Here is a 24,118-nt window from a genome sequence, read left to right as displayed (position 1 = left end):
TAAGCGGTGCCTCCTCTACAGACTTCGCGAGACTGGAATCTAGGCGAGTTCCCTATTCAAGCAAGAAGAAATATTGCTGCAATGCGACACGTCTGTAGAAAATGCGACCTGCCGTGATGGGCATCCCGTTCAATTCATTCAGCAATCCGCGCTTAACGACCTGTTCATAAATGAGACGCCGAAGCGTCGAAATTGTGCCGTTTCAGTCCGTCCTGCGTCGCAAGAGGCGCCCGTCGATGACGACGAGGCCCGAACCGATCAGCGCCATGCCGGCCAGTTCGAACAAGGCCAGCCTTTCGGCAAGGAAGAGTGCGCCGAGCAGTATGGCGAAGACGGGGACGATCAGCGTCACCAGCGACGCGTTGGTGGCGCCGGCAGACGCGATCAGCGAGAAGTAGAGGATGTAGGCGATCGCGGTCGATAAAAGCGCCAGCGCGACGACGGAGGCCCAGGCTTGCGGCGACGTGTCGGCAAGCATTCCAAGCCCTCCCGTCAAAAGCACGACGGGCACCATGACGACCGTCGACGCCGTCAACTGGCCGGTTGCGACGATCGGCGCGGGAAGGGCGCGGAACCGGCGTGCGAAGATCGCCGCGCAGCCATAGGACATCGCGGTGCCGACGAGGGCGAACTTCGCCCATACCGGACCGCCGAGACCGGCGAAGAGGCCGGGACCGATCATCACGGCCGTTCCCGCGATGCCGAGACCGATGCCGGCGAGCTTGCGTCCGGTCAGTTTCTCGTCGGCAGTGAAGGCGTTGGCGAGGATGACCGTCCAGAACGGGGTCGTCGCGTTCAGCACCGAGGCGAGGCCGGCTCCCAGCTCGGTCTGGCCGAAAAACATCAGCGAGAACGGGATGACGTTGTTGAGCATGGCGAGGCCGAAAAACGCGCCTGCCATGGGCAGAGCGGTGGCGAAGGACGGCCCGCGAACGGAAAGATAGATGTGGAGCGCGGCGGCCGCGATCGAAACACGCAGCAATACGAGGACGAGCGGGTCGATCTCAAGCACCGCGACACGGGCGAAAAAGAACGATCCACCCCACAAAAGGCCGAGCAGGACGAGCATCGTCCAATCGCGAAAGGACATGTAGGTCGGGGCGGAAATGGCGACGGTCGACATGCGAAATTCCTCATTGAACCGCTCCCTACGCCCGGCCGTCGACGCCCGCCACCCGAAAAGCTTGGTCCAGCTTATCAACCGCTTTGCCGGGGCGTGTCGGTTCTCTCCGTCATGCTCGTGCGTTAGGGTCTGGCCAGGTTCGCAGGAGATTCCATGCAGAAGTTCGACAATGCGCGCGAGGCCGCGCTCGCCCTTCGTCCCGACGATCCGGTCTATTGCTTCCGGCCGGACGTCCTGAAGGAGGATGCGCGCCAGTTCATGGGCATGTTCCCCGGAAAGACCGCCTATGCGGTCAAGACCAATGGCGAGCCGATGGTGCTGAAGGCGCTGTCGGAAATCGGCGTCGACGCCTTCGACGTGGCTTCGCCTGCCGAGTTCGCCGCCGTGCGCGGCGTCGCGCCCGATGCCGAGATGCTCTACATGCACCCGGTCAAGGCGCAGTCCGACATCCGGCTGGCGCTCGAAACCTACGGCATCCGCGTCATCTCGCTCGACCATGAGGACGAGATCACCAAGCTGACGCGCGTGGTGCGCGCGCTCGACATCGATCCGGGCCAGATCACCGTCTTCGTGCGCATCCAGACCAAGGGCAGCGCTGCCTATGAACTGTCGAAGAAGTTCGGGGCGGGGCCGGCGGCAGCGGTGGAACTGATGCAGCGCCTGCACCGGCAGGGCTACAAGGTCGGCATCTGCTTCCATGTCGGCAGCCAGATCGAGGACCCCGACACCTATGAGCGCGCCCTTGCTTCGGCCGACTGGGTGCGCAACCGCTGCGGCGTGCCGATCGCCGGGCTCGATGTCGGCGGCGGGTTCCCGGCCGAATACGGCCATGACCCTAACCGCAAGAAGCCCGTCATGCCTTCGCTCGGGCAATTGATGTCGCGGCTGCGCAACGACATCGACGAATGGGGCTTTTCGGACGTGCCGCTCGTCGCCGAACCCGGCCGCGTCATCGTCGCGCGCGCCTTTTCGCTCATCGTGCGCGTCCTTTTGCGCAAGGGCCGCCGGCTCTACATCAATGACGGCATCTGGGCGTCGCTGTCGGATTCATGGACCGGCAAGATCACGCTGCCGGCGCGCTTCATTCCCGACCCGGCGATCCGCTCGCGCAACGGCAAGGCGGAGAACATCGTGCCGTTCAAGGTCTGCGGCGCGACCTGCGATTCGGTCGACATCCTGTCGCGGCCGTTCTGGCTGCCCGAAACGGTCGATACGGGCGACTGGATCGAGATCGGCCATATCGGCGCCTATTCGCTGTCGCTGCGCACGCGCTTCAACGGCTTTTATCCCGACACCTTCGTCGAGGTGGCGACGCCGTTCGACGAGGGGAGCGCGCCGGAAGGATTTGCAAGCCTCGAAACGATGGCCGATTGAGCGCTCCCGATCACATTTCGTTCAAATAGATAAAAGTTAATTGGAGAAACGCGCTCTCCATGTCGTGATGATGCCGCAGGGACATGTCGGACCAAATGCGGGGTCTTGGAATGCAGCTATCACTGGCGATTGCGGCCGCCTTCGTCGCACTCTTGGCGACGAGTTCAATTTCCCATGCGCAATCGCGCGGTTCCGCCTATGAATCCGTCTTCGGCGCCTGCCGGGGCAATACCTGCATCATCCGCGACAATCCGGGCGGCGACGTGCGCAAGTTCCTCGCCGCCGCCAAGGAAATCCGCCGTAGCGGCAAGCGCGTCGTGATCGACGGCCAGTGCGCCTCGGCCTGCGCGATCTTCGCCGACGTCGCGCGCGAACGCGTCTGCATCACCAAGCGCGCCACCTTCGGCTTTCACAAGGCCAGCGTCTTTCGCGCGCAGGACCTGGGCGGCGTGCGCAAATGGGAGCGCATCCGCCGGCACGATCCCGAGCATTCCCACGACATCGCCAACTGGGTCTACAGCAATGGCGGCTTCCCGGTGCGGGGGCTCAACGTCATGCCGGCCAGCGAAGGCGCGAAGTTCTGGCGCCGCTGCGAGTTGCGCACGCGGAGCTGACGCTCAACTCGTCGACGTGTTCCTCGCCACCCAGTCGCGCCACTGGCGCACGGAGCCGTTGAAGACGTTGATGTCGGCGTCGCCAGTCTTGCCCGGCACGATGCCGGTGCCCGTATACTGCCAGAACAGGAAGTTTTCGCCGCCATAGCGGTCGTGCGGATGTGCGGCGACCGAGCGCAGCCACCAGTCGTAGCCCTTGAAGCTGGCGAGCCGGTTGTCCTCGTAGAAATCGACCGAGGTGTAGATGATCGGACGCTGGCCGTAATGGCGTTCGATCGCGTCGAGGAACACCTTCATCTCGCGGTGGACGACCTGCCAGTTCGGCCGAAGCTTGCAGGAGGGCGAAAGGTGGTTCCATTCCATGTCGAGGACGTGGGGCAGGGTGCCTGCCTCCTTCGGCACGTTGCGGATGAACCACTCAGCCTGCTCGATCGCCGGCCGGCAGAAATAGTAGAAATGGTAGGCCGAGCGCGGGATGCCGTTGGCCCGCGTCGCGGCCCAGTTCTGCGCGAACATCGGATCGACGCGGTCGCCGCCTTCGGTTGCCTTGATGAAGGCGAAGGAGATACCGGCCGCCTTCGCCGTCGGCCAGTCGATGTCGCTCTGGTAGCGCGAGACGTCGGTGCCGTGGACCGCGTAGGACCAGGGCGTCTTGCCCTTCCAGTCGACCGGCTTGCGGTCGCCGAAGCGCGGATTGGTCACCATGACGGGCGCATCCACGGCCATTGCCGCCGGCGAAGCGTTCGCCGCGGTCGGCGCGATGGCGGCGAGGTCGAGCCCCGTCGAGGAGCAGCCGGCGAGCGTTGCGGCGAGAAGGGCTGCGATGAGTGCGCGCATGAAAAATCCGGGTGCTGGCCGGACGGCGCCGGCGATTCGTATCCGCGAAAGATCGGGCTCACATGGTTGAGGCCACGTTAACAACGGGTCGATCCGCGCGCGATGACCCTGCGGCAACACTTGCTTTCCATTCGCCGACGCGATGAATTCACGGCCGTTATGTCCGCGGGGAGGGATTCGATGCGGCTTTTGGTGAAGATGCTCAAGGGCGCCCTGGTTCTCGTTCTCATTGCGATGACCGGGCTGGCCGGCTGGCTCTATTTCGCGCCGCCGGACCTGATCCGCGTCGGAACGGGCTATACCGCCAAGATCGTCTGTTCCAACGTCTTCATCGCCGGGCGCGATCCGCAGGAGGTTCTGGCCGTCGACGTCCAGGCACCCGGCCATCCGCTGCTCGGCTTCATCTCGGTCAATGTCGACCGGGAACGCGAAACCGTCTCGGCTGCGCTGCTCGGTCTTTTCGGGCGCAATCAGGCCGTTCACCGCGAAGGGCTCGGCTGCGCGAGCGTTCCGGCGGGCGCGATCGAGCGTGTCCCCGCGCTCGGTGCTTCAGCCCGGGTCGAGACGGCAGAGCGCGACGAGGCCGCGCCATGGCCGGCAGGCGAAACCGTGGCCGCCGAAGACCCGGCAGTCGCCGCGATCCTCGACGATGCGGACATGGTCGGTCCGGGAATGCGCGCCGTGGTCGTCGTGCGCGACGGGCAGATCGTCGGCGAGCGCTATGGCGAGGGATTCTCGGCCGCGACGCCGCTGCTCGGCTGGTCGATGACCAAGACCGTGACCGCCGCCATTCTCGGAACGCTCGACAACCGCCTCGCGCGCGATGCCGCTTCGTTGCACGCCGACTGGTCCGATGATCGCGGAACCATCACGCTCGCCGATCTGATGGCGATGTCGAGCGGGCTCGAGTTCAACGAGGACTACGGCGCCGTCGCCGATGTCACGCGGATGCTCTATCTCGAATCCGACATGGCCCGCTTTGCCGCGGCCAAGCCGCTTATCCACCCGCATGGCGAGGATTTCAGCTATTCGAGCGGTACGAGCGTGATCCTGTCGCGTCTGTGGCAGGATCGCTTCGACGACCCTCAGCAGGCGCTCGGCTGGCCGCGCCGCGCGCTGTTCGGCCCGCTCGGCATGGAAAGCGCCGTTCTCGAAACCGACGCCAGCGGCACCTTCGTCGGCTCGTCCTATCTCTATGCCACCGCGCGCGACTGGGCGCGCTTCGGCCAGTTCCTGCTTCAGGACGGCGAGTGGAACGGCGAACAGATCCTGCCCGCCGGATATGTCGACTGGATGCGCGAAGCCGCTCCCGCTTCCAACGGCGTTTATGGCCGCGGCCAGCTCTGGTTCGCCGGACCCGGCCGCGGTCGCCAGGCCGAGTTGCCCGCCGACACCTATTGGCTGCGCGGCCATGACGGGCAGTCGATGGCGATCATCCCGTCGCGCAGTCTGATCGTGCTGCGTCTCGGCCTCACGCCATCCAGCCTCGACTATTCGCCGGCACCGATGATCGCGGCACTGGTCGCGGCGGGCGCGTAGGAACTACCGCCCGAACCCGCCCGCCGTCGGCGTCGTCACGATCACCGCTTCGCCTGCTTCGAGAACGGTCTGGTCGCAGGCTTTCAGGGTCTCGACCTCGCCCGACAGCCGGCGCACTTCCGTTCTGCCGACCTTCCCATCGCCGCCGCCTTCGACGCCGCGGGGCGGGTGGGAGCGGTGGGAGGAAAGGATCGCGCATTCCATCTTTTCGAGGAACCGGATGGTGCGGCGCGTGCCGTTGCCGGCGTTCCATTTGCCCGTTCCCCCTGAATTCTCGCGGATGTGGAAATCCTCGAGCAGGACGGGGAAGCGCAGTTCCAGCACTTCGGGGTCGGTGAGGCGCGAGTTCGTCATGTGAGTGTGAACGCCGGACGTGCCGCCAAAGCCGCGGCCGTCATTCATGCGGCCGGCCGGTGAGCCGGAGCAGATCGTCTCGTAATACTGGTATTGCGTGTTGCCGAAGGTCAGGTTGTTCATCGTGCCTTGCGCATTGGCAAGCGCGCCCATCGCGCCGAACATGGCGTTGGTCACATGCTGGGACGTTTCGACATTGCCGGCGACGACGGCCGCCGGATAGGCGGGACGCAACATGCAGCCATCGGGGATGATGATGTTGATCGGCCGCAGGCAGCCCGCGTTCATCGGGATGTTGTTTTCGACCATCACCCGGAAGGCGTAGAGCACCGCCGCGCGCGCGACCGGTTCCGGCGCGTTGAAATTGTTCTTCATGACCGGCGATGTGCCGGTGAAGTCGACCGTCGCCTCGCGCCTGTCGCGGTCGACGGTGATCTTCACCCTGATCGCCTGGCCGGTGTCCGTCGGATACTCGTATTCCGACATGTCGGGCAAGCGTTCGAGGACGCGGGCGACGCTTTCGGCCGCGTTGTCCTGCACATGGCCCATATAGGCTTCGACCACGTCGAGCCCGAAATGGGTCACCATCTTGCGCAGTTCGGCGACGCCCTTCTCGTTGGCGGCGATCTGCGCCTTCAGGTCGGCGATGTTCTGGTGCGGGTTGCGGGCCGGGTAGGGATGGTCGGTCAAAAGGTCGTGCAGTTCCTTTTCACGGAACCGGCCACGCTCGACGATGCGGAAATTGTCGAACAGCACGCCTTCCTCGTCGACGGTGGTCGCGAGCGGCGTCATCGAGCCCGGCGCCGTGCCGCCGACATCGGCATGGTGGCCGCGCGAGGCGGAGTAGAAGAGGATTTCCTTGCCTGCATCGTCGAACACCGGAGTCACCACCGTGATGTCGGGCAGGTGCGTGCCGCCATTATAGGGTGCGTTCAGCGCGAAGACGTCGCCCGGACGGATGTCGCCCTCGTTCAGCCGGATGATCGTCTCCACCGAGCGGTCCATCGAGCCCAGATGCACCGGCATGTGCGGCGCGTTGGCGACGAGAGCGCCGGTGCGGTCGAAGACCGCGCAGGAAAAGTCCAGCCGTTCCTTGATGTTGACCGAATAGGCCGTGTTCTGGAGCGTCACGCCCATCTGTTCGGCGATCGACATGAAGAGGTTGTTGAAGACCTCCAGCATGACCGGGTCGGCTTCCGTGCCGAGCGCTGCCAGCCGCCGCTTCTTCTCGACGCGGCGCATCAGGACATGGTTCTTCGGCGTGATCTCAGCCTGCCAGCCCGGCTCGACGACGATGGTCTGGTGGCTCTCGATGATCAGAGCCGGCCCGGTGACCCTGTTGCCGGGAGCCAGCCCCTCGCGGCGATAGACACCGGCGTCGTGCCAGGTGCCTTCGCAGAACATGCGCCGGCGCTCGTCGGTCGACGCGATGGCGTCTTCGGCCGCCACATCCGCCTCGTCGCGGTGGGCCGCGCGCGCGTCCTGGCCCTCGACGCTGATTGCTTCCACGATCATCGGTTTGTTGTCGTAGACGAAGCCGAACTGCGCCTTGTGCGCGATCTCGAATGCCTTGCGGGCCTCATCCAGCGAGCCTTCGAAGGGAACGGGCAGGGCGGTGTCGGTGCCGTCGTATCGAATCTGAAGGATCGGCCGCCAGGACAGGTCCGCCTCGCTTATTCCCTGTTCGGCAAGCTCGGCGAAGACGGCCTTGCGCAGATCGTCGATCGTTGCATCGATGTCGCCGCGCGCGGTGTCGTCGAGCGGCTTGACCAGCGCCTGCTGGCGCGAGGCGAAGACGGATGAGAGGCCGATGCCATAGGCCGAGAGCAGGCCGGAGAACGGGTGGACGAGCACCGCTTCCATGCCGAGCGCGTCGGCGACGAGGCAGGCGTGCTGGCCCCCCGCGCCGCCGAAGCAGTTGAGCAGATATTCGGTGACGTCGTAGCCGCGCTGCACCGAAATCTTCTTGATGGCGTTGGCCATGTTCTCGACCGCGATGGTGACGAAGCCTTCGGCAACGGCTTCCGGCGTGCGGCCGTCGCCAGCCCGTTCAGCAAGGTCCGCGAAATGCGCATGGACGACATCGGTATCCAGTCTCTCGTCCTGGTTCGGGCCGAAGATCGCCGGAAAATAGTCGGGCACGAGCTTGCCCAGCATGACATTCGCGTCGGTGACGGCGAGCGGCCCGCCGCGCCGGTAGCAGGCAGGGCCGGGATTGGCGCCGGCCGAATCCGGGCCGACCTGGAACCGGCCGGCCTCGAAATGCAGGATCGAGCCGCCGCCGGCGGCGACCGTATGAATGCGCGTCATCGGCGCACGCACGCGCACGCCCGCGACCTCGGTGTCGAAGGCGCGCTCATATTCACCGTCATAATGGGCGACGTCGGTGGACGTGCCGCCCATGTCGAAGCCAATGACCTTGTCGAAGCCGGCGAGCTTCGCCGTCTCCACCATGCCGACGACGCCGCCGGCCGGACCGGAGAGCAACGCGTCCTTGCCCTGGAACTTGTCGGCAGCGGTCAGGCCGCCGGAGGACATCATGAACATCAATCTCGGGCTCACGGCGGAGCGCTCGCTTTGCTCGCTGGCCTGACCGGCCGACGCCCGGTCGGGCTTGCGGCCTTCGGCCGATGGCGTCGCACCCAATTCCCCCGCGACCTGCGCCACGTAGCGCGCGAGGATCGGCGACAGATACGCATCGACCACCGTCGTGTCGCCGCGTCCGACGAGTTTCATCAGGGGCGAGACGCGATTCGACACGGAAATCTGGCCGAAGCCGGCCTTCTCGCAGAGCCCTGCCACGGCCTCTTCATGGGCCGGGAATTTCCACGAATGCATGAAGACGACCGCAACGGCGTCGAAGCCGTCGGCGCGGGCCTTGGCGAGTTCCGCTTCGACCAAGCCCAGGTCGGGTTCCGCCTCGACCGTTCCATCCGCGCGCACGCGTTCGTCCACCTCGATCACGCGTTCATAGAGCTGTTCGGGAAGGATGATCTCCTTGGCGAAGATGTCCGGCCGCGCCTGATAGGCGATCTTCAGGGCGTCGCGGAATCCCCTGGTGATCAGCAGCAGCACCCGGTCGCCCTTGCGCTCCAGAAGCGCATTGGTCGCGACCGTCGTTCCCATCTTGATGTCGCCGACGCGCCCGGCCGGGATCGGCGCGCCCTTCTCGACGCCGATCAGGTCGCGGATGCCCTGGATGGCGGCGTCGCGATAGGCTTCCGGGTTTTCGGAGAGGAGCTTGCGCGCATGAAGGTTGCCGTCAGGGTCGCGGCCGATGACGTCGGTGAACGTGCCGCCACGATCGATCCAGAAATCCCAGCGTCCCGACATCATACCCGGCATGGCCAACTCCCTCTTGGTTTCGCGTCTGGTGGTAGTCGGCTTTCGTGCGGGGGGCAACGGGCACCGGGCTTACTTCACCGGTCGCTGTAACACCGAGTCATTCAACGTTACGAAACGATCCCGCCGACCAGGCATTTCTATCCCGAACGCCTGCTACGGCGGGCGCCAATGAGAGAAGGAGAAATCCAAATGAAGAAGATCATTCTTGCTTCCGTTTCCGGTCTGGCCCTGATGGGTCTTGCTGCCTGCACCGACGCCGAGGATCCGGCGGCCGTTGACACTGGCGCACCGGTCATGAACGAGGATCCGGCAGCGGCTCCGGCCGACACAACCACACCGCCCGCTACGGACGGCATGGCTCCGGCTCCGGCTGAATAAGCAGCCTTCATCGGAACTATCCCAAAGGGTCGGCTTTTGCCGGCCCTTTTTCATGCGCGCATCGGACGCGTGCCCCGACGCGATCCGGGGTCGCCAAGCCGTGACAATCTTCGTAAGACTGGAATCGATGTCGATCTGGTTCCGCCTCGGAGATTTCGTTTCGCGCGTGTCGTCAAACGCGCTGTTCTCGCTTGCCGACACCATCCGTTCCATCTTCGCGACCGATCCAGAACTTCGCCGCCGCGTGGCATTTTCGATCGCCATGATCGCGCTTTCGGCCAAGATGGCCAAGGCGGACGGAATCGTCAGTGCGCGCGAAGTCAATGCGTTCCAGGAAATATTCGAGATCCCGGATGAGGAAGCGCGCAATGTCGCGCGGCTCTATGACCTCGCCAAGCAGGACGTCGCCGGATTCGACGCCTATGCGCGCCAGATGGCCGCGCTGTGCGGTTCCGGTCAACGGAACTGCGCCATGCTGGAAGACATTCTCGACGGATTGTTCCACATCGCCAAGGCCGACGGCTACATCCACGAGCGGGAACTCGCCTTCCTCGGCGACGTGGCCGAAATCTTCGAGATCGACAGTGGGCATTTCGAGCGCATCCTGGCCCGGCACACATTCGGCGGCGACAGCGATCCCTATCTCGTGCTCGGAATCCCGGCCGATCTTCCCTTCGACGAGGTCAGGCGCGCCTATCGAAAACTCGTCGCCGAAAACCATCCCGACCGGTTGATCGCCCGCGGGGTGCCCGAAGAGTTCGTCGCGATCGCAACCACCCGGCTTGCCGCCATCAATGCCGCGTTCGAGATGATCGAGCGCCAGCGGATGCACGCATGACGGGTTTCGTCGTCGACTATGCTTCGGCCGAACCGCGCGTTTCCCCCAATTTCGGCCCGCGCCGAGACGGCGTGGCGGTCGACAGCCTGATCCTCCACTACACCGGGATGCCGAGCGGCGAGAGCGCGGAAGCCTGGCTGTGCGACACGGCGAGTTCGGTTTCCTCGCACTACATCGTCCATGAGGATGGGCGCGTGGTGCAGATGGTGCGCGAGACCGATCGTGCCTGGCACGCGGGCCAGTCCTTCTGGCGTGGCTGCCGCGACATGAATTCCTGTTCGATCGGCATCGAGATCGTCAATCCAGGCCATGATGGCGGATTGCCGGCCTTTCCCGATGCGCAAATCGACGCCGTCATCGCCTTGTCCAGGGACATCCTCGCGCGCAACGACATCGCGCCCGAGCGCGTTCTGGCCCATTCCGATGTCGCGCCGGGCCGCAAGGTCGATCCGGGCGAGCGCTTTCCGTGGGCGGTGCTGGCCGCTGCCGGGGTCGGTCATTTCGTCGCGCCGACGCCCGTCCAGGGCGGCAGGTTCCTGGCCGCCGGCGACAGGGGAGAGCCGGTCGAGGCGTTGCAGTCGATGCTGGCGCTCTATGGATATGACGTCGAGATCAACGCGGTCTTCGACGACCAGACGCGGCGCGTGGTCGAGGCATTTCAGCGCCATTTCAGGCAGAGCCGCGTCGACGGTGTCGCCGACCGCTCGACCATCGAAACGCTGCACCGGCTGCTCTCCGCACTGCCGGCGGGGCTCGCCACACGCTGAACCTCACGTAACGCCGCGAAACTCTTTGTGATTCGCCGGGCCATCTTTGCGGCGGGTTCGGCCCCCAATTCCCCGTCCATGCAGACGCCGGGGCAGCGCTCGCCAGCCCCAACCCGACCACCCAGTCGTGTATCGATCACGACGCCCACATGACACAGGAACTCATGACGAAGCTGACCTTTGCGGCGGCGGCTCTTGCCGCCGGAGTGACCTCCTTTGCCAATTATTCGCTTGCCGAAACCGACCTACACGCCATGAAGGCCCATGCCGGTCTCGCCAAGCCCGATGAAACCGGAGACAACGGCCTGCCGGGCGTAGACCCGCAGACGACCGCTTCGATCGCCGCAACCGAGGCCGGCGAAGCCAAGGCGGCGGCGATCACCGATGCCAAATTCGCCAACATCGTCGCCAAATACGCGTCCGAGCACGGCGTCCCGCCGGCGCTTGCCCATGCGGTCATCCGCGTCGAGAGCAACTACCGGCCGAACGTCACCGGCCGCGCGGGCGAAATCGGCCTGATGCAGATCAAGCCGGCGACGGCGCGCATGATGGGCTATTCGGGCAGCGCGAAGGGGCTCTACGACCCGGAAACCAATATCCGCTTCGGCATGAAATATCTCGCCAAGGCGCAGGCCGTCGGCGACGGCACGACCTGCGGCACGATCCTCAAATACAATGCCGGCCACGGCGCCAAGCGCATGAACCCGATCTCGGCGAACTATTGCGCCAAGGTGCAGCGGATCATGGCGGGCGCCTGAGGAACCAAAGGAGTGGCGCCGAATTCGGTTGAATTTTCAGCGCCGCCATCCTTTATACGCCCGGTCAGTCGGCCGGGCGGCCGCTTCGCGAGGCTTGCCTTGCGGGGAGGAAAGTCCGGGCTCCACGGAAGAACGGTGCCGGCTAACTGCCGGCGGGGGCGACCCCAGGGAAAGTGCAACAGAGAGCAGACCGCCGCGCCCTTCGGGGTTCGGCAAGGGTGAAAGGGTGGGGTAAGAGCCCACCGCGCTGCCGGCAACGGGAGTGGCACGGCAAACCCCACCGGGAGCAAAACCGAATAGGGACGGCGCGAGGGGCAACCCTCAGGGCATTTCCGGCCCGGCCGTCCGGGTTGGTTGCTTGAGGCGCGTCGCAAGACGCGTCCCAGAAGAATGGCCGCCACGTTCCGGCGCCTTCGGGCGCCGGGGCCATACAGAACCCGGCTTACAGGCCGACTGACGCTTTTCTTATCAAAAGCTTTTGGGTGCTTGCTTCAAAACCGAATCAGCGTCTGGCCGCATCAAGCGAGGCTTCGATCGCGCGCCAGAGTTCGCCCGCCGGCTCGCAGCCGACCGACAGGCGGATGAAGCCCGGATCGACCGCATCGCCCCATCGCGCGCGTCGTTCGGCCGAGGAATGGACGCCGCCAAACGAGGTCGCGGGCTGGAGGAGGGCGCAGCCGTCGATGAAGGCTTCCGCCTTGGCCTCGCTTTCGAGCGTCAGTCCGATCAGGAAGCCGAAGCGCAGCATCTGGGCGCGGGCGAGATTGTGCGATGGGTCGCCGCTAAGACCCGGGTAGCGCAGGGCTTTCACATCATCGCGCCCCCGCAGCTTTTCCGCGAGGAACTCGGCCGTGTCGCACATGCGCTCAAAGCGCACGTCCAGCGTCTCCAGGCCGCGGTGGACCTGCCAGGCTTCGAAAGGACCTGGTATGCCGCCGGCGAGTTTCCGCCAGTCCGAAACGGCCTGCATGATCTCACCATCGCGGCTGGCGACATGGCCGAACAGCGCGTCCGAGTGCCCGTTCGGCGCCTTGGTGTCGGAGGCGACGACGATATCGACGCCGAGGTCCAGCGGGCGCTGGCCGAGCGGCGTCATGGTGGTGTTGTCGGCGACGACGATCGCGCCGGACGCATGGGCGGCATCCGCCACCGCCTTGATGTCGCAAAGGTCGAGGCCCGGATTGGCCGGGGTTTCGAGGAAGACCAGCTTGAATCCATCGAACCCGCCATCGAGGAAGGTCGCCGTCGGTCGCGTCTCGTAGGTCACGCCGAGGCGGGTCAAAAAGCGTTCGGTCAGCACGCGCGTCGTGTAGTAGCCATCGGACGGCAACAGGATCTTGTCACCCGCCTCGAGTGTCGCGAAAAAGGCTGCCGCAATCGCCGCCATGCCGGAGGGAAAGCCGAGCGCCGGCGCACCCTCCAGATGGCCGAGTAACTCCTCGACGGCTTCCCAGGTGTCGTTGGAAAAGCGCCCGTACTGCGCGAACCCCGCCGGCGCGCCGGGCAGATGAAACATAGACGCCATCGTCAGCGGCAGCGCGACCGGATCGCCCTTTTGAAGCTTGCCGCGGCGAAGATGCGAGAGCGCGGCTGCGCGGTTGGAAACGTCGTCGGTCATTTCGGAAACCCTGGCTTCTGAGCGAGGGGCGGACGCTATGCTGCGCCACTTTTTTCCGCAAGACCGCAATGGCAGCCGACCCTTCGGGGTAAACGGTTCATTAGGCTTAATGGAGCATAAACGAGGATGGCGAGAAGCCTCTCGGGGATTGCGTTTCGTGATCCTCTAGACCAATCGATCCCGTTGACGCCCATATTCGCCCATGATAGCCCTAGAGCCCGGTTCAGTCGTCGTTCCAGTTCCTGTTCGAGCGTCCTCAAGGTCCGCGGCATTCGCTCGGGCGCGCGCGCTCTTCTGGAAATTCGACGGCTTGCAGGGGACGGCAGGGGAGAAAAGAATTTGGGCCATCGAGCGCGATATGAGCGCGCCGCTTTTCGGCGAGCCGGCTGATGGACCGCTTTCTTTCCAGCGCGATCAACCGCATCGATTCGAAGGGCCGGGTGTCGGTTCCGGCGCATTTCCGGGCGGTCGTGCAAAAGCGCGGCTATGGCGATCTCTATGCCTTGCGGGCACTCGACGTGCCGGCGCTGGATGTGGGCGGCCTCGACCTTCTCGACCGCTACGAGGAACGGATCGCGCTGGAGGATCCGTTTTTGCAGACGGCGGACGACATGTCCTTCTTCTGCCATGGCGATGGCGCGTTCCTGAAGCTCGACCAGGACGGGCGGATCACGGTCACGGATTTCCTGCGCGAACATACCGGCATCGAGGCGGAGGTGGCCTTTGTCGGCCGAGGCACGTTTTTCCAGATGTGGGAGCCGTCGCGGCTGAAGGCACATGGCGAAGCCGTGCGGGCGCGTCTCCTGAGGCTCAGGCAGGCCGCAGCAGCCAACCGGCGCGGAGAATCGGAATGATGGCGGGCCCCGGCGACGAGGGTGCCGGTGGCGGACCGGTCCGTCACATTCCGGTCCTCCTGGCCGAGGTGCTCGACGCCCTCCGGCCCAAGGCCGGCCACACGATCGTCGACGGCACGTTCGGCGCGGGCGGCTACACGCGCGCGATCCTCGAAACAGGCGCCAGCGTCGTCGCCATCGACCGCGACCCGACCGCGATCGCGGCCGGCCGCGCGATGGTGACCGAATTTTCCGGCCGCCTGAGGCTCGTCGAAGGACCGTTTTCGCGGCTCGACGAATATGCCGAGGGAACCGTCGACGGCGTCGTGCTCGACATCGGCGTCTCCTCCATGCAGATCGACGAGGCCGAGCGCGGCTTTTCCTTCCGCCATGACGGGCCGCTCGACATGCGCATGTCGGGCAAGGGCGCGAGCGCGGCCGACGTCGTCAACACCTACAAGCTCGGCGATCTCGCCCGCGTCTTCGGCTTCCTCGGCGAGGAGCGCCAGGCCGGGCGCATCGCCCGCATGATCGAGGACAAGCGCGCGCGCCGGCCCTTCTCGCGTACCGCCGAACTCGCAGATGCCATCCAGACGCTGGTCGGGCGCGGGCCGAAGGACAAGATCCATCCGGCGACGCGCGTCTTCCAGGCGCTGCGCATCCACGTCAATGACGAACTCGGCGAACTCGCCCGCGCGCTCTTCGCCGCCGAACGGGTGCTGAAACCGGGCGGACGGCTCGTCGTCGTCACCTTCCATTCGCTGGAAGACCGCATCGTCAAGCGTTTCATCGCCGACCGCGCGGGCAGGGCATCGGGCTCGCGGCATCTGCCGGAAGCGCATTTCATCGCCCCGACCTTCACCGATGCCGGCAAGGCCGTCGCCACCAGCGAGGCGGAGGCCGAGGCCAATCCGCGCGCCCGTTCGGCCAGACTTCGCGCCGCGACGCGCACCGACACGGTGCCGCGCGCCGCCGATTTCTCGATTTTCGGATTGCCCAAACTGCCCGCCATCGGCGACGCCGAGGAGACGAACTGACATGTTCCGCACAACCGACATCGTTCTCATCATGGTCATGGTTTCGGCAGCCGCCTTTACCTACAAGACCAAGCACGACGCGGAAAACCAGCTTGCCGAAGTGCGACGCCTGCAAAACCAGATCGCCTTCGAGAAGGACTCCATCGACGTGCTGAACGCCGACTGGAGCCTGCTCAACCAGCCTTCGCGGCTGCAACGGCTGAAGGAAACCTTCACGGAGGAGCTCCAGCTTTATCCGGTCCAGCCCTATCAATTCGCCACCATTTCCGAACTGCCCCGCCGTCCGCTCGCGATCGAGGACTTGATCGCCGGCGATGGGCTGATCGACGAAATCGCCACCGGGAGCATCATTCAATGAGGATCGTCAGCCGGATCACCTCGCTCCTCAAGCGCTCGACACGGCGCACGGACGAGGCGGCCATCGTGGTCGACGGCGCGCGCAAGCGTTCGGGCGGCTCGACCCGCTCGCGCATGGCCATCACCTTCGCGCTCTTCATGGGCGTCTATGCGGTCATCGGCGGGCGGATCGTCTATCTGGGCATCGAGGAATTGCCGGCCGGCGGCCCGCCCCCCTCGCGCGTCACGGCCAACCGGCCCGACATCGTCGACCGCAACGGACTGGTGCTGGCGACCGACATCAAATCCGCCTCGCTCTTCGCCGAGCCGCGCCGCATCGTCGACCCCAACGAGGCGATCGAGAAATTGCGCACGGTGCTGCCGGATCTCGACTACAACCGCACCTATCAGCGCCTCTCCACGGACGCCGGCTTCGTCTGGCTGCGCCGGCAATTGTCGCCGCGCCAGCAGGCCGACATCATGGCGCTCGGCATTCCCGGCGTCGGCTTCCGCACCGAAAAGAAACGCTTCTATCCGGGCGGTGCAACCGCTTCCCATATTCTCGGCCTCGTCAATGTCGACAATCGCGGCACGGCGGGCATGGAAAAATACATCGACGACCAGGGCCTTGCCGATCTTCAGGCGAGCGGTCTGGCGATTGCCGGCGACCTGGCTCCGGTCAAGCTCTCGATCGACCTGCGCGTCCAGCATATCGTCCATGACGAACTGACGCAGGCGATGGAGAGATACCAGGCCATTGCCGCCGGCGCCGTCGTGCTCAACGCCAAGACCGGCGAAGTGGTCGCCATGGCGTCGCTGCCGGACTACGACCCCAACAATCCATTCAATGCGCTCGAAAAGGACAGGCTCAACCGCATGTCGGCGGGCGTCTTCGAAATGGGCTCCACCTTCAAGGGCTTCACCACCGCGATGGCGCTCGATTCGGGCCTCGTGAAGATGTCGGACCGCTTCGACGCGACGGCGCCAATCCGCATCGGCGGCCACACGATCCGCGACTTTCGCGGCAAGGGCCGTGTGCTGACGGTGCCGGAAGTCTTCATATATTCGTCGAACATCGGCACCGCCCGCATGGCGGACGTCCTCGGCATCGAGGGACACCGGAACTATCTGAAACGGCTCGGCCTCCTCGACCGCATGACCACGGAACTGCCGGAAGTCGCCCGCCCCACCGAGCCGGCGACGTGGAGGAAGATCAACTCGATCACGATCTCCTTCGGACATGGCGTGGCGACGACGCCGTTGCAGACGGCGGTGGCCACGGCGGCGGTGCTGAACGGGGGGCGGCTGATCAATCCGACCTTCCTGCCGCGCACCGAGGAACAGGCGATGGGGTCGGCGCTTCAGGTGCTCAATCCGTCGACCAGCGATGCGATGCGCTATCTCTTCCGCTACAACACCGAAAGCGGTTCGGGCCGCCGGGCGGACGTGCCCGGCTACTTCGTCGGCGGCAAGACCGGAACGGCCGAAAAGGTCGTCAACGGGCGTTATGTCAGCGGCATCCGCTTCAATGCTTTCCTCGCCGGCTTCCCGCTCAACGATCCCGAATACATCGTCTTGACCATCATCGACGAACCCAAACCCGAACAACCCGGCCTCGGTGCGACGGCCGGTCTCAACGCTGCCCCGATGGCTGGTAACATTGTGCGTCGCTCGGCCTCGCTTCTTGGCGTCAAGCCAGATTTCAGCCATGAAAGTGGGGCTCTGCTCGCCGCCTATCAGTGATTCCCGCCAGCGACGCACGACCGCCGGCAGCCATCCGACTGGAAACGAATGAAACTCGCCGACCTCGCCACCGCCCAAGCCATCGTTCCGCCGGAAGCCGGCGCGATCGAAGTGGCGGGCTTTGCGCTCGATTCGCGCAAGGTCGAGCCCGGCTACGTATTCGCCGCCTTCGACGGCGCGAAGACGAGCGGCGCGAAGTTCGTGTCCGACGCGGTTGCGCGGGGAGCGGTTGCCGTTCTCGCCATGCCCGGCACCGAAATTCCCGCCGGCGTGCCACTGATCGAAACCGCCGATCCGCGCCGCAGCCTCTCACTCGCCCTCGCCGCCTTCTACGGCGCGCAGCCCCAGACCATGGTCGCCGTCACCGGAACGGCCGGCAAGACGTCGGTCGCCAGCTTCGCGCGCCAGATCTGGGCGCATGAGGGCTTTGCCGCCGCCAGTATCGGCACGACGGGCGTCATCTCGCCGAACTTCACCGAATACGGGTCGCTGACGACCCCCGATCCCGTCGCGCTGCACCAGCTTCTGAAGAAACTCGCCGGCGAAGGCGTCACCCATGCGGCGATGGAGGCGTCGAGCCACGGTCTCGACCAGCGCCGCCTCGACGGCGTCAGCCTCGCGGCCGCCGGCTTCACCAATCTGGGCCGCGATCACATGGACTACCATGCGACGCTGGACGAATATTTCGACGCCAAGATGCGCCTCTTCGATACGCTGATGGCGGAATCCGCGCCGGCCGTGATCTTCGCGGACGATCCGTGGTCGGCGCGCGCGATCGATGCCAGCAACACTGCGGGGCTCGACGTCCTGACCGTCGGCCGCGCCGGCAATTTCCTCGAACTGAAGCGGGTCGAGCACGGCCGCCACCGCCAGCGCACCGAGATCTGCCATGCCGGCACGATCTACGAGGTCGACCTGCCGCTCGCCGGCGAGTTCCAGGTCTCGAACGCGCTCGTCGCGGCCGGTCTGTGCATGGCGACCGGCACACCGGCTTCAACCGCGATGGCGGCGCTGCGCAAGCTCGAGGGCGCGTCCGGCCGGCTCGAACTCGTCGGCACGACCAGGGCCGGCGCGCCGGTCTATGTCGACTACGCGCACAAGCCCGAAGCGCTCGAAAACGTCCTGTCCGCCGTCCGGCCCTTCACCACGGGCCGAGTGATCGTGGTGTTCGGATGCGGCGGCGACCGCGACAGGGGCAAGCGGCCGATCATGGGCGAAATCGCCGCCCGTCTCGCCGATCTCGTGATCGTCACCGACGACAATCCGCGCTCCGAGGAACCGGCATCCATCCGCGCCGCGATCCTGGAAGCCGCGCCCGGCGCCACCGAGATCGGCGATCGCCGCGAGGCGATCCGCCAGGCGGTGGCGCAACTCGGCCAGGGCGACACGCTGATCGTCGCAGGCAAGGGACATGAGGAAGGGCAGACGGTCGGCGACGTCACTTTGCCCTTCTCCGATCATGACGAGGTGCGGGCGGCGCTGAGGGAGCGCGCAGCATGAGCCTGCTTTGGACCACCGCCGATCTCGTCGCTGCCATGGCTGGCCGTCCCGTCGGCACGATGCCGGAAGGCATCACCGGCATTTCCATCGACAGCCGGACATTGAAGCCAGGCGACGCCTTCTTCGCCATCAAGGGCGACCAGTTCGACGGGCATGACTTTGCCACCGCCGCGATCAAGGCCGGCGCCGGCCTGCTGGTCGTTTCCGAGGGGAAGCTGCCGGCCCTCGGCCGCCTGCACGGTCCGATGATCGTCGTCCCGGACGTGCTCGAAGCCCTGTCGAAGGCGGGCATCGCCGCGCGCGCGCGCGCCAAGGGCAAGATCATCGCCGTCACCGGCTCGGCCGGCAAGACGAGCACCAAGGAAGCACTGCGCAAGGCGCTGTCGTCGGTCGGCAGCGTCCACGCCTCCGACAAGTCGTTCAACAATCACTGGGGCGTGCCGCTGACGCTTGCGCGGATGCCGGCGGAGACCGATTATGCCGTGTTCGAGATCGGCATGAACCACCCGGACGAGATCCGTCCCTTGGTCAAGCTGGTGCGCCCGCACATCGCCATCGTCACCATGATCGCCGCTGCGCATCTCGGCCATTTCCGCAATCTGGAAGAGATCGCGACGGCGAAGGCCGAGATTTTCGAAGGCGTCGAGCCGGGCGGACACGCGCTGATCAATCGCGACGATACCCGCTTCAAGCAGCTCGAAAAGGCTGCGCGCGCAGCCGGCGTCGAGAATGTCTGGGGCTTCGGGGAGCATTCGCGCGCGACCTTCAAGCTGGTCAAGACCAAGCTTATGCCGGAAGGCTCGACCTTCACCGCCAAGATGGCGGGCGAGGAACTCGTCGCCAAGATCGGGGCGCCGGGCCGACATATGGTGCAGAACGCCATCGCCGTTCTCGCCGCCTCCTATCTCGCGGGCGCGGACATGGCGAAGGTCGCTCATGCGCTGGCCGACCTTTCGGCGGAGGAGGGGCGCGGCGCACGCCACCGCCTGCGCCACCGCCAGGGCGAATTCCTCCTGATCGACGAGAGCTACAACGCCAATCCGGCATCGGTGCGCGCCGCGATGGACGTGTTGCAGGCCGCGCCGATCAACGGCCATGGCCGGCGGATCGCGGTCCTTGGCGACATGCTGGAACTGGGCGAACATTCCAGAAAACTCCATGCGGAACTCGCCGAGGCGATCGATCCGCAGGCAACAGGCGTCGTGCTTCTTGCGGGCCCCGAGATGAAGGCGCTCGCCGAAGCGCTGCCCGACAGTTTGCGCGTCGAGCACCGCGATAGCGTTGCCGACCTCCAGCCGGTGCTTCTGGGCATGGTGCGCGCCGGCGACGTCGTCATGATCAAGTCGTCGAAGAGCATCGGCTCATCAAGGCTCGTGACAGCCTTGCGCGATACGTTTCCCGCAGCGCAGACCCTTGTTGCGGACGAAGTAAACACGGCCTGAGGCCAGGCGGAGACAAGAACAACAATGCTATTGCTTCTCGTAGCGCTGGCGGACCAGGTTTCGGCCTTCAACGTCTTCCGCTACATCACCTTCCGCACCGGCGGCGCGCTGATCACTTCGGCGCTGATCGTCTTCATCTTCGGGCCGATGATCATCGATTCGCTGCGCATCCGGCAGGGGCGCGGCCAGCCGATCCGCGCCGATGGACCGCAGACCCATTTCAAGAAGGCCGGAACGCCGACGATGGGCGGGCTGATGATGCTGACGGGCATCATCGGCGCCTCGCTGCTATGGGCAAACCTGACCAGCATCTATGTCTGGACGGTGCTGCTCGTCACGCTCGGCTTCGGTGCCATCGGCTTCTACGACGACTATCTCAAGGTCACCAAGCAGTCGCATATGGGCTTTTCCGGCAAGGCGCGCCTTGCCGTCGAATTCCTGATTGCCGGGACTGCGGCCTTCGTCATCATGAATGCCGGCGAGGCGCCGTTCTCCTCCTCGCTGACCTTTCCGTTCGTGAAGGACTTCCTGCTCAACCTGGGCTGGTTCTTCGTCCCCTTCGCCGCCTTCGTCATCGTCGGCGCGGGCAATGCCGTGAACCTGACCGACGGCCTCGACGGCCTTGCCATCGTCCCGGTGATGGTGGCGGCCGGCGCGTTCGGCGTCATCGCCTATCTGTCGGGCAATGCCGTCTTCGCCGAGTATCTGCAAATCCATTTCGTGGTCGGCACGGGCGAGCTTGCCGTCATTCTCGGCGCCGTGATCGGGGCGGGGCTCGGCTTCCTCTGGTTCAACGCGCCGCCCGCCGCCATCTTCATGGGAGACACTGGCTCGCTCGCGCTGGGCGGTCTCATCGGCACGGTCGCGGTCGCCACCAAGCACGAGATCGTGCTTGCCATCATCGGCGGGCTCTTCGTCATGGAGGCGCTGTCCGTCATCATCCAGGTCGGCTGGTTCAAGATGACCGGCAAGCGCGTGTTCCTGATGGCGCCCATCCATCACCACTTCGAAAAGCTCGGCTGGACGGAGAGCCAGGTCGTGATCCGGTTCTGGATCATCGCTGTCATCCTCGCCCTTGTCGGCCTTTCGTCTTTGAAGCTGCGGTGACGTCATGATCGCGGCCGCCTCCTTCGCCAATCGCAAGGTCGCGCTTTTCGGGCTCGGCGGCTCCGGTGTCGCCACCGCTCGCGCGCTGGTCGAGGGCGGTGCCGACGTCATGGCCTTCGACGACAATCCGCAGAGCGTCGAGACCGCTCAAGCGGCAGGCGTTCCCGTCGGAGACCTGCGCCAGGCAGACTGGAACGGCTTCGCCAGCTTCGTGCTGGCGCCCGGCGTGCCGCTCACGCATCCCAAGCCCCACTGGACGGTCGACCTGGCGCGCGGCAGCGGCGTCGAGATCATCGGCGATATCGAACTCTTCGCGCGCGAGCGCCGGCGCAGCGCGCCAGCAGCGCCGCTCGTCGCCATCACCGGCACCAACGGCAAGTCGACGACGACGGCGCTCATCGCCCACATCCTTTCCCATGCGGGCCGCGACACGCAGATGGGCGGCAATATCGGCAAGGCGGTGATGACGCTGGAGTCGATCACGCCCGAGCGCCACTATGTCGTCGAGTGTTCCTCCTATCAGATCGACCTCGCGCCGTCGCTCGATCCGACCGTCGGCATCCTCCTCAATCTGACGCCAGACCATCTCGACCGCCACGGCACGATGCAGCACTACGCGGCGATCAAGGAACGCCTCGTCGCCGGCAGCAATACCGCAATCGTCGGCGTCGACGACGTTCACTGCGAGCAGATCGCAGCGCGGCTCGAAGCGGCGGGCCATATCGTCATCCGCATCTCCAAGCGGCTTGAACTGACGGATGGCTATTTCGCCGCCGGCACCGATCTCGTCCGCGCGTCCGGCGGCAGGCGCGAGACGGTCGCCTCGCTCGAAGGCATCGGCACGCTGCGCGGCCAGCACAATGCCCAAAATGCGCTCGCCGCAATTGCCGCGTGTGACGCGCTTGGGCTGACGCGTGCGGAAATCCAGGCCGGCCTTTCGACCTTTCCGGGTCTTGCACATCGGATGGAAATCATCGGCACGCGCCGGGGCGTCCTCTTCGTCAACGATTCCAAGGCGACCAATGCGGAAGCCGCCGCGCCCGCGCTGTCGAGCTTCGGGCGCATCTACTGGATAGCCGGCGGCCTGCCCAAGGAAGGCGGCATCGAGCCGCTGCGTGCCTTCTTCCCGCGCATCGCGCGTGCCTATCTGATCGGCGAGGCCGCACCCGCCTTCGCCGCCACTCTTGGCGAGGCGGCACCGTTCGAAATCGCCGGCACGCTGGACGCGGCCGTCGCGCACGCCGCGCGCGATGCTGCTGGTGACGCCTCGAGCGAACCGGTCGTGCTGCTTTCGCCGGCCTGCGCCAGTTTCGATCAGTTCAAGAATTTCGAGGTTCGTGGCGAAGCCTTCCGCAGCGCGGTCCATGCGCTCGACGGGCTCGTTTCTTTCGGAGGGACTTCCCAATGATCAGTCGCGTCGACCGCAGTCCTGTCGCGCAGTGGTGGTGGACCATCGACCGCTGGTTCCTGGCGGCGTTCATGGCACTGATGCTGCTTGGCGTCGTGCTCTCCTTCGCCGCAAGCCCGGCCGTCGCCGAGCGCATCGGCCTCGACAGCTTCCACTTCGTCACCCGCCAGATCATCTTCATGGTGCCGGCGCTCGTCGTGATGCTGCTGGTTTCCTTCCTCGATGCGCGGCTCGTGCGGCGTCTCGCGCTCGTCATGCTCGTCGGTTCGCTCGTCATGATGGTCGCGGTGCTTTTCGTCGGGGCCGAGATCAAGGGCTCGCGGCGCTGGCTTCATCTGGCCGGCATCTCGATCCAGCCATCGGAATACATGAAGCCCGCTTTCGTGGTGATCTGCGCCTGGCTCTTTGCCGAACGGGCGCGGTCGAATGCCGTCCCCGGCAATCTCTTCTCCATGATGCTGCTGGGCGTCGTGCTGGCGCTTCTCGTCGCCCAGCCCGATCTCGGCCAGTCGATCCTGGTCGTCGCGACCTGGGGCGTGATGTTCTTCATGGCCGGGCTGCCGTGGCTGTGGATCGTCGTCCTCGGCGGCATCGCGGTCGCATTCGCGTCCGGCGCCTATTTCTCCTTCGATCACGTCCAGGGCCGCATCGACCGGTTCTTCACCGGCGAGGGCGACAACTACCAGACCGATATGGGCCACGAGGCGATGGTGCGCGGCGGTTGGCTCGGGCAGGGGCCGGGCGAAGGCTCGGTCAAGCGCATCCTGCCGGACAGCCACACGGATTTCGTCTTCGCGGTCGCGGCCGAGGAATTCGGTCTCATCCTTTGCCTGATCATCGCCGGCCTCTTCGCCTTCGTCGTCTTGCGCGGCATCGCGGCGGCAAGCCGCGAGAGCGACGATTTCTCCCGCTTCGCGATCAGCGGCCTCGTCATCCTCTTCGGCTTCCAGTCGATCATCAATATGGGCGTGAACCTCCAGCTTCTTCCCGCCAAGGGCATGACGCTGCCTTTCATCTCCTATGGCGGCTCGTCGCTCGTCGCGATGGCGATCTCGATGGGCATGGTGCTCGCGCTGTCGCGCAAGAAGCCTCAGCGGCGCAGCGTTCTTTCCGGCCGCGGCTTCGGCGCCCAGCCGATGACCGAACCCCTGCCGGCGGCGGAATGAC

General features: G+C 65.5%; 20 protein-coding genes and 1 other RNA gene. 17 read left to right on the top strand and 4 right to left on the bottom strand.

What is annotated here, in order from left to right; genetic code table 11:
- Window positions 1-202: 202 nt before the first annotated feature.
- Window positions 203-1,123 (bottom strand): DMT family transporter, encoded by a 921-nt coding sequence (locus PZ895_RS01170; protein WP_275837194.1) that lies wholly within the window; start codon window positions 1,121-1,123, stop codon window positions 203-205.
- A gap of 153 nt (window positions 1,124-1,276) precedes the next feature.
- Between PZ895_RS01170 and PZ895_RS01165 the strand changes: the two genes are divergently transcribed.
- Window positions 1,277-2,497, top strand: a complete 1,221-nt coding sequence (locus tag PZ895_RS01165) for an alanine racemase (RefSeq protein ID WP_275837193.1) — start codon at window positions 1,277-1,279, stop codon at window positions 2,495-2,497.
- Window positions 2,498-2,607: 110 nt separating this feature from the next.
- Window positions 2,608-3,111 (top strand): hypothetical protein, encoded by a 504-nt coding sequence (locus PZ895_RS01160; protein ID WP_275837192.1) that lies wholly within the window; start codon window positions 2,608-2,610, stop codon window positions 3,109-3,111.
- 3 nt (window positions 3,112-3,114) lie between these two features.
- On the opposite strand, the gene PZ895_RS01155 is transcribed toward PZ895_RS01160, so the two are convergent.
- Window positions 3,115-3,948, bottom strand: coding sequence for a GH25 family lysozyme (locus tag PZ895_RS01155; RefSeq protein ID WP_275837191.1), 834 nt, complete (start codon window positions 3,946-3,948; stop codon window positions 3,115-3,117).
- A 180-nt stretch (window positions 3,949-4,128) separates the two neighbouring features.
- Here PZ895_RS01155 and PZ895_RS01150 point away from each other — a divergent pair, with 180 nt between their 5' ends.
- The gene (locus PZ895_RS01150; RefSeq protein ID WP_275837190.1) at window positions 4,129-5,487 is read left to right on the top strand and encodes a serine hydrolase; all 1,359 of its coding nucleotides are present in this window, start codon (window positions 4,129-4,131) and stop codon (window positions 5,485-5,487) included.
- Window positions 5,488-5,490: 3 nt separating this feature from the next.
- Here PZ895_RS01150 and PZ895_RS01145 read toward each other — a convergent pair whose 3' ends face one another.
- Entirely contained in the window at window positions 5,491-9,174 is a 3,684-nt protein-coding gene (locus PZ895_RS01145; RefSeq protein WP_275837448.1) for a hydantoinase B/oxoprolinase family protein, read from the bottom strand.
- A gap of 201 nt (window positions 9,175-9,375) precedes the next feature.
- Here PZ895_RS01145 and PZ895_RS01140 point away from each other — a divergent pair, with 201 nt between their 5' ends.
- The 5 genes from PZ895_RS01140 (at window position 9,376) to rnpB (ending at window position 12,388) form a co-directional block, all read left to right on the top strand.
- Window positions 9,376-9,564, top strand: a complete 189-nt coding sequence (locus PZ895_RS01140; RefSeq protein ID WP_275837189.1) for a hypothetical protein — start codon at window positions 9,376-9,378, stop codon at window positions 9,562-9,564.
- Between the two features lie 127 nt (window positions 9,565-9,691).
- Window positions 9,692-10,402: a DnaJ family molecular chaperone gene (locus PZ895_RS01135; RefSeq protein WP_275837188.1), complete on the top strand. Its 711-nt coding sequence runs from the start codon at window positions 9,692-9,694 to the stop codon at window positions 10,400-10,402.
- Window positions 10,399-11,169, top strand: a complete 771-nt coding sequence (locus tag PZ895_RS01130; RefSeq protein ID WP_275837187.1) for an N-acetylmuramoyl-L-alanine amidase — start codon at window positions 10,399-10,401, stop codon at window positions 11,167-11,169. The genes PZ895_RS01135 and PZ895_RS01130 overlap by 4 nt, the downstream gene beginning before the upstream one ends.
- A gap of 149 nt (window positions 11,170-11,318) precedes the next feature.
- Complete coding sequence (locus tag PZ895_RS01125; RefSeq protein WP_275837186.1) at window positions 11,319-11,927, top strand: lytic transglycosylase domain-containing protein; 609 nt, start codon at window positions 11,319-11,321, stop codon at window positions 11,925-11,927.
- A 64-nt stretch (window positions 11,928-11,991) separates the two neighbouring features.
- Window positions 11,992-12,388: RNase P RNA component class A (gene rnpB, locus PZ895_RS01120), an RNA gene on the top strand.
- A 41-nt stretch (window positions 12,389-12,429) separates the two neighbouring features.
- Here the strand turns inward: rnpB and PZ895_RS01115 are convergent.
- Window positions 12,430-13,545 (bottom strand): cystathionine gamma-lyase, encoded by a 1,116-nt coding sequence (locus PZ895_RS01115; protein ID WP_275837185.1) that lies wholly within the window; start codon window positions 13,543-13,545, stop codon window positions 12,430-12,432.
- 389 nt (window positions 13,546-13,934) lie between these two features.
- Between PZ895_RS01115 and mraZ the strand changes: the two genes are divergently transcribed.
- The 9 genes from mraZ to ftsW are packed head-to-tail and all read left to right on the top strand — an operon-like array spanning window position 13,935 to window position 24,117.
- Window positions 13,935-14,399 carry a division/cell wall cluster transcriptional repressor MraZ gene (gene mraZ / locus PZ895_RS01110; protein ID WP_345803513.1) on the top strand — a complete coding sequence of 155 codons (465 nt, stop codon included), beginning with the start codon at window positions 13,935-13,937 and terminating at the stop codon, window positions 14,397-14,399.
- Complete coding sequence (gene rsmH, locus PZ895_RS01105) at window positions 14,396-15,415, top strand: 16S rRNA (cytosine(1402)-N(4))-methyltransferase RsmH (protein WP_345803512.1); 1,020 nt, start codon at window positions 14,396-14,398, stop codon at window positions 15,413-15,415. The genes mraZ and rsmH overlap by 4 nt, the downstream gene beginning before the upstream one ends.
- Before the next feature lies 1 nt (window position 15,416).
- The gene (locus PZ895_RS01100) at window positions 15,417-15,773 is read left to right on the top strand and encodes a hypothetical protein (RefSeq protein WP_275837184.1); all 357 of its coding nucleotides are present in this window, start codon (window positions 15,417-15,419) and stop codon (window positions 15,771-15,773) included.
- Window positions 15,770-17,494, top strand: coding sequence for a penicillin-binding protein 2 (locus PZ895_RS01095; RefSeq protein ID WP_275837183.1), 1,725 nt, complete (start codon window positions 15,770-15,772; stop codon window positions 17,492-17,494). The genes PZ895_RS01100 and PZ895_RS01095 overlap by 4 nt, the downstream gene beginning before the upstream one ends.
- 48 nt (window positions 17,495-17,542) lie before the next feature.
- Window positions 17,543-18,994 carry a UDP-N-acetylmuramoyl-L-alanyl-D-glutamate--2,6-diaminopimelate ligase gene (locus PZ895_RS01090; protein WP_275837182.1) on the top strand — a complete coding sequence of 484 codons (1,452 nt, stop codon included), beginning with the start codon at window positions 17,543-17,545 and terminating at the stop codon, window positions 18,992-18,994.
- The gene (locus tag PZ895_RS01085; RefSeq protein ID WP_275837181.1) at window positions 18,991-20,436 is read left to right on the top strand and encodes a UDP-N-acetylmuramoylalanyl-D-glutamyl-2,6-diaminopimelate--D-alanyl-D-alanine ligase; all 1,446 of its coding nucleotides are present in this window, start codon (window positions 18,991-18,993) and stop codon (window positions 20,434-20,436) included. The genes PZ895_RS01090 and PZ895_RS01085 overlap by 4 nt, the downstream gene beginning before the upstream one ends.
- Window positions 20,437-20,460: 24 nt before the next feature.
- The gene (mraY, locus tag PZ895_RS01080; RefSeq protein WP_275837180.1) at window positions 20,461-21,543 is read left to right on the top strand and encodes a phospho-N-acetylmuramoyl-pentapeptide-transferase; all 1,083 of its coding nucleotides are present in this window, start codon (window positions 20,461-20,463) and stop codon (window positions 21,541-21,543) included.
- A 4-nt stretch (window positions 21,544-21,547) separates the two neighbouring features.
- Window positions 21,548-22,951 carry a UDP-N-acetylmuramoyl-L-alanine--D-glutamate ligase gene (murD, locus tag PZ895_RS01075; RefSeq protein WP_275837179.1) on the top strand — a complete coding sequence of 468 codons (1,404 nt, stop codon included), beginning with the start codon at window positions 21,548-21,550 and terminating at the stop codon, window positions 22,949-22,951.
- Entirely contained in the window at window positions 22,948-24,117 is a 1,170-nt protein-coding gene (gene ftsW / locus PZ895_RS01070; RefSeq protein WP_275837178.1) for a putative lipid II flippase FtsW, read from the top strand. Before murD ends, ftsW begins: the two co-directional genes overlap by 4 nt.
- Window position 24,118 lies beyond the last annotated feature (1 nt).

This window comes from Mesorhizobium sp. YIM 152430 (assembly GCF_029210365.1).
GTDB lineage: Bacteria > Pseudomonadota > Alphaproteobacteria > Rhizobiales > Rhizobiaceae > Aliihoeflea.
This window is presented reverse-complemented; position numbering and strand designations above follow the sequence as displayed.

What these genes read in the sequence shown, in the direction of transcription:
- PZ895_RS01170 (WP_275837194.1), bottom strand. Translation starts at nt 1,123, where the DNA reads ATGTCGACCGTCGCCATTTCCGCCCCGACCTACATGTCCTTTCGCGAT.
- mraY (WP_275837180.1), top strand. Translation starts at nt 20,461, where the DNA reads ATGCTATTGCTTCTCGTAGCGCTGGCGGACCAGGTTTCGGCCTTCAAC.
- PZ895_RS01160 (WP_275837192.1), top strand. Translation starts at nt 2,608, where the DNA reads ATGCAGCTATCACTGGCGATTGCGGCCGCCTTCGTCGCACTCTTGGCG.
- PZ895_RS01130 (WP_275837187.1), top strand. Translation starts at nt 10,399, where the DNA reads ATGACGGGTTTCGTCGTCGACTATGCTTCGGCCGAACCGCGCGTTTCC.
- ftsW (WP_275837178.1), top strand. Translation starts at nt 22,948, where the DNA reads ATGATCAGTCGCGTCGACCGCAGTCCTGTCGCGCAGTGGTGGTGGACC.
- PZ895_RS01145 (WP_275837448.1), bottom strand. Translation starts at nt 9,174, where the DNA reads ATGTCGGGACGCTGGGATTTCTGGATCGATCGTGGCGGCACGTTCACC.
- PZ895_RS01115 (WP_275837185.1), bottom strand. Translation starts at nt 13,545, where the DNA reads ATGACCGACGACGTTTCCAACCGCGCAGCCGCGCTCTCGCATCTTCGC.
- PZ895_RS01095 (WP_275837183.1), top strand. Translation starts at nt 15,770, where the DNA reads ATGAGGATCGTCAGCCGGATCACCTCGCTCCTCAAGCGCTCGACACGG.
- rsmH (WP_345803512.1), top strand. Translation starts at nt 14,396, where the DNA reads ATGATGGCGGGCCCCGGCGACGAGGGTGCCGGTGGCGGACCGGTCCGT.
- PZ895_RS01155 (WP_275837191.1), bottom strand. Translation starts at nt 3,948, where the DNA reads ATGCGCGCACTCATCGCAGCCCTTCTCGCCGCAACGCTCGCCGGCTGC.
- mraZ (WP_345803513.1), top strand. Translation starts at nt 13,935, where the DNA reads ATGGACCGCTTTCTTTCCAGCGCGATCAACCGCATCGATTCGAAGGGC.
- PZ895_RS01150 (WP_275837190.1), top strand. Translation starts at nt 4,129, where the DNA reads ATGCGGCTTTTGGTGAAGATGCTCAAGGGCGCCCTGGTTCTCGTTCTC.
- PZ895_RS01090 (WP_275837182.1), top strand. Translation starts at nt 17,543, where the DNA reads ATGAAACTCGCCGACCTCGCCACCGCCCAAGCCATCGTTCCGCCGGAA.
- PZ895_RS01085 (WP_275837181.1), top strand. Translation starts at nt 18,991, where the DNA reads ATGAGCCTGCTTTGGACCACCGCCGATCTCGTCGCTGCCATGGCTGGC.
- PZ895_RS01140 (WP_275837189.1), top strand. Translation starts at nt 9,376, where the DNA reads ATGAAGAAGATCATTCTTGCTTCCGTTTCCGGTCTGGCCCTGATGGGT.
- PZ895_RS01100 (WP_275837184.1), top strand. Translation starts at nt 15,417, where the DNA reads ATGTTCCGCACAACCGACATCGTTCTCATCATGGTCATGGTTTCGGCA.
- PZ895_RS01125 (WP_275837186.1), top strand. Translation starts at nt 11,319, where the DNA reads ATGACACAGGAACTCATGACGAAGCTGACCTTTGCGGCGGCGGCTCTT.
- PZ895_RS01165 (WP_275837193.1), top strand. Translation starts at nt 1,277, where the DNA reads ATGCAGAAGTTCGACAATGCGCGCGAGGCCGCGCTCGCCCTTCGTCCC.
- murD (WP_275837179.1), top strand. Translation starts at nt 21,548, where the DNA reads ATGATCGCGGCCGCCTCCTTCGCCAATCGCAAGGTCGCGCTTTTCGGG.
- PZ895_RS01135 (WP_275837188.1), top strand. Translation starts at nt 9,692, where the DNA reads ATGTCGATCTGGTTCCGCCTCGGAGATTTCGTTTCGCGCGTGTCGTCA.